The organism is Prescottella defluvii (assembly GCF_000738775.1).
GTDB lineage: Bacteria > Actinomycetota > Actinomycetes > Mycobacteriales > Mycobacteriaceae > Prescottella > Prescottella defluvii.
The window spans coordinates 1-421 of record NZ_JPOC01000185.1 but is presented as its reverse complement, the minus strand read 5'-3'; the positions used below and the strand labels follow the sequence as shown (position 1 = coordinate 421).

The 421-nt window shown below is 72.4% G+C and carries 1 pseudogene; it reads left to right on the top strand.

The features are described from left to right. Positions 1–164 precede the first annotated feature (164 nt). A pseudogene (locus IJ15_RS26850) lies at positions 165–421 on the top strand (lipase); the annotation flags it as partial.

Here is a 421-nt window from a genome sequence, read left to right as displayed (position 1 = left end):
CGACGTCGGACCTCGATTCCATCATGCGGACGCGGAATCGTGCGCCATTGCGTGACCGTGACCCGGCCGGGTGACTGCCCGTCGTGCGGAGCCGTCGTGATCTTGCTACACACTCTGCACGTGACAAGGCCGGTGTCTCCGGCGAAACGAGGTGTGCGGTGAAGATGTCCGGGAGAGTGCTGGTTGCCGGCGCGGCGATGGCGGCGATGGCGGCGACCGCGGTTTTCGCGGTGCCGGGCGTGCAGGCGGTCCCGGCGGCGGGTGGGGACGGCTCGGCACGGACGTTCGTGGTGCCCGCCCACCCGGGCCCGGTTCCGACCCTGCCTGCCGCGGCCCTGCGATACGCGGAGAGCCACCCGGACTCGGCGCCGCCGGGCGCGAACGACTTTCACTGCCGCCCGGCCGCCGCTCGCCCCAATCC